This window comes from Streptomyces sp. NPDC060205, from assembly GCF_042728395.1.
Lineage (GTDB): Bacteria > Actinomycetota > Actinomycetes > Streptomycetales > Streptomycetaceae > Streptomyces.
The window spans coordinates 1-3,561 of record NZ_JBHWZP010000554.1; the positions used below are offsets into that span (position 1 = coordinate 1).

Annotated in this window: 3 protein-coding genes; all 3 read right to left on the reverse strand. The window is 71.7% G+C overall.

The genetic code is table 11. From position 1 onward, the window contains the following. Positions 1 to 30: 30 nt before the first annotated feature. The 3 genes from ACFWGJ_RS42790 to ACFWGJ_RS42800 all read right to left on the reverse strand — a co-directional run bounded on the left by ACFWGJ_RS42790 (position 31) and on the right by ACFWGJ_RS42800 (position 3,414). Positions 31 to 1,725, reverse strand: a complete 1,695-nt coding sequence (locus ACFWGJ_RS42790) for a proline--tRNA ligase (RefSeq protein WP_387334373.1) — start codon at positions 1,723 to 1,725, stop codon at positions 31 to 33. 128 nt (positions 1,726 to 1,853) lie between these two features. Next, entirely contained in the window at positions 1,854 to 2,432 is a 579-nt protein-coding gene (locus ACFWGJ_RS42795; protein WP_387334374.1) for a GNAT family N-acetyltransferase, read from the reverse strand. 133 nt (positions 2,433 to 2,565) lie between these two features. Next, a complete protein-coding gene (locus ACFWGJ_RS42800) occupies positions 2,566 to 3,414 on the reverse strand; it encodes a GNAT family N-acetyltransferase (RefSeq protein ID WP_387334375.1) in 849 nt (282 codons plus the stop codon). Positions 3,415 to 3,561 lie beyond the last annotated feature (147 nt).

The following is a 3,561-nucleotide window of genomic DNA, read 5'->3' on the forward strand; positions in this document are numbered from 1 at the left end:
CCCCTTGAGGGGGCGCGGGGCTCCGGGGCGCTACGCCGTGAGTCGGGCGATCGCCTCGTCCACGGTCAGTTCCTCGCGCTCGCCGGTGCGGCGGTCCTTCAGCTCCAGGACGCCTTCGGCGGAACGCCGGCCGGCCACCAGGATCTTCGGTACGCCGATGAGTTCGGCGTCGGTGAACTTCACACCGGGCGAGACACCCGCGCGGTCGTCCACGAGCGCCCGTACGCCCGCCGCGCCCAGCTTCTCCGCGACGTCGAGCGCCAGCTCGGTCTGCAGGGCCTTGCCCGCCGCGACGACATGGACGTCGGCCGGGGCGATCTCGGCGGGCCAGACGAGGCCCTGCTCGTCGGCGTGCTGCTCGGCGAGCGCCGCGACCGCGCGCGAGACACCGATGCCGTACGAGCCCATGGTGACGCGGACCGGCTTGCCCTGCTTGCCGAGCACGTCGAGCTGGAGGGCGTCGGCGTACTTGCGGCCGAGCTGGAAGATGTGGCCGATCTCGATGGCGCGGTCCAGCTTGAGGCCGGTGCCGCAGGCGGGGCAGGGGTCGCCCTCGCGCACGACGACGACGTCCACGTACTCGTCGACCTCGAAGTCACGGCCCGCGACGACGTTCTTCGCGTGCACGCCGTCCTGGTTGGCGCCGGTGATCCAGGCGGTGCCGGGGGCGACGCGCGGGTCGGCGAGGTAGCGGACCTTCTCCAGGCCCTGCGGGCCGACATAGCCGCGTACGAGGTCGTCGCGGCCCGTGAAGTCCTCGGCCGTGACCAGTTCGACGGGGGCGGGGGCGAAGTGCGCCTCCACCTTGTCCAGGTCGACCTCGCGGTCACCGGGCACGCCGACCGCCACGATCTCGCCGGCCACCTTGACCAGGAGGTTCTTCAAAGTGGCGGAGGCGGGGACCTCCAGGTACGCGGCGAGCGTCTCGATGGTCGGGGTCTCGGGGGTGGGGATCTCCTCCAGGGCGGGGACCCCGGCCGCGTCGACGGGCGTCAGCGTGTAGGTGACGGCCTCGGTGTTGGCGGCGTAGTCGCAGTTCGGGCAGTCGGCGAAGGTGTCCTCGCCGGCCGCGGCCGGGGCGAGGAACTCCTCGGACTTGGAGCCGCCCATGGCGCCCGCGGTGGCGGCGCAGATGCGGTAGTCCAGACCGAGACGCGCGAAGATCTTCTGGTACGCGGCGCGGTGCAGGGCGTACGACTCGGCGAGGCCCTCGTCCTCCGTGTCGAAGGAGTACGAGTCCTTCATCAGGAACTCGCGGCCGCGCAGGATGCCGGCGCGGGGGCGGGCCTCGTCGCGGTACTTGTTCTGGATCTGGTAGAGGATCACGGGCAGGTCCTTGTAGGACGTGCACTGGTCCTTGACCAGCAGGGTGAAGATCTCCTCGTGGGTCGGGCCGAGGAGGTAGTCGCCGCCCTTGCGGTCGTTGAGGCGGAACAGCTCGGGGCCGTACTCCTCCCAGCGGCCGGTCGCCTCGTAGGGCTCCTTCGGCAGCAGGGCGGGCAGGGTGACCTCCTGGGCGCCGATGGCGTCCATCTCCTCGCGGACGACCCGCTCGACGTTGGCCAGCACCTTCTTGCCCAGCGGCAGCCAGGACCACAGGCCGGCGGCGGTCCGGCGGACGTAACCGGCGCGCACCAGCAGCTTGTGGCTGAGCACCTCGGCGTCCGCCGGGTCGTCACGCAGTGTCTTGACCATCAAACGGGACATGCGCTGGACCTGGGCCATGGTTCTCGACTCCTGCTGCGTAAGGGTGGTGCTTGGAGGTTAGCCGGGGGGCCGCCGTCGCCGGAAATCCGTTTCGCCGGCGGCGGTGGCGGACGGGGGTGCCGTGCGGGACCCGGCGGCGGGATCCGTCAGCGTCGTCTGAGGGGCAGCGGGGCGCCCATCACCACGTACGGCTTCGGTGCGCTGGGGAACAGGACCCGGACGACCAGGTCCTCGTAACCGAGCGAGCGGTACAGGCCGCGGGCCGGGCTCTCCTTGTCGATCGCGGAGAGGATCGAGCGCGGCTGGACGGCGCTGTCCGTGATGGTGGTGATCAGGGCACGGCCGACTCCCCGGTTCTGGAAGTCGGGATGGACGTGCAGTTCGGTGATCACGAAGGAGTCGTCCAGCCAGCCGTCGTGCCCCCGCCCGCGCAGATAGGGCTCGACGACGGTGGACCACCAGTGGGCGCGGTCGTTGGGCATGCCGTAGACGAAGCCGGCGAGCCGTCCGTCGGCGGTGGTCGCGCCGAGCGCCCGGGCGCCGGGGAAGGTGAGGTGACGGAGCACGATCTGGCGGCGTACGGCGATCTCGTCCGCGCCGAGCCCGAAGGCCACGGCCTGGACGTTCAGCGCCTCGTCGATTCGGGTGGCCAGGTCCAGGGGGCCGATGACGATGTCGTCGGGCGTGAGGGGGTCCTGACCGGGCTGACCGGGGAAGCGCAGCATGTGCGGAGACTACCTGGGGGGCTCCACTGTGTGGGCCCGCCCCTGGCTGTCGTCTTGTCGGGTGCGGGTCCGATGTGGCTGGTCGCGCCGTTCCCCGCGCCCCTGACGGCGCGCCCCTGCGGGGCTGCGCCTCTCAGAACAGGACGCTCATGAACGCGCCTATTTCCTGGAAGCCGGTTCTGCGGTAGGTGGCTCGGGCCGCGGTGTTGTAGTCGTTGACGTACAGGCTGACCAGGGGGGCCACGTCCGCGAGGGCGTAGCGCAGGACCGCCGCCATGCCGGGGGCCGCGTAGCCCTGGCCGCGGTACTCGGGGGCGACCCAGACGCCCTGGATCTGGCAGGCCTGGGAGGTCGCGGCGCCGATCTCCGCCTTGAAGACGACCCGGCCGTCGCCGTCGACGCGGGCGAACGAGCGCCCCGAGCCGACGAGTTCGGCGACCCGCGCCTGGTAGAGCAGGCCTCCGTCGCCCGCGAGCGGGGAGACGCCGACCTCCTCCGTGAACATCGCCACGCAGGCCGGCATGATCGTCTCCATCTCGTCCTTGCGGATGCGACGGACGTACGGGTCCGGGGCGATGTCGGCGGGGAGCCGGTCGGCGACCATCAGGGGCTGATGCGGCCTGACCTCACGGGCGGGGCCCCAGTTCGGCTCCAGGAGGCGCCAGAGCTGGGCCGTGGCCTCGGAGGGGCCGACGATGGAGGAGCAGCGGCGGCCCGCCCGGCGGGCGCGGTCCGCGAAGGCGCGTACGGCGCGGGGGGTGGCGCAGATCGGGACGAGGTTGGCGCCTGCGTAGCAGAGGGACGTGAGCATGCCGTCCTCGTACCAGCCCCACATCTCGCCGCCCAGGCGCCAGGGGTCGAGGCCGGCGACCTGTACGCGGGAGGTCACGAAGGCGTTCGCCACCGGCTCGCGGTCGAGGACGGCGAGCGCGGCGTCCAGGTCGCTCGGGTCGAGGACTCTGGTGGTCGTCTGCGTCAACACGTGCGGGGCCTTCACCATCAGGTCTGCTGATCTCCGCACTGTACCTGGCGAATATGTGACGTGCCGACCGATGGGTTTTCTCGCCCCCGCCGCCCCTACCCTTCCCGTCACTGCATGGGGGCTGCGCCCCCTCGTCCCCCTTTGTCC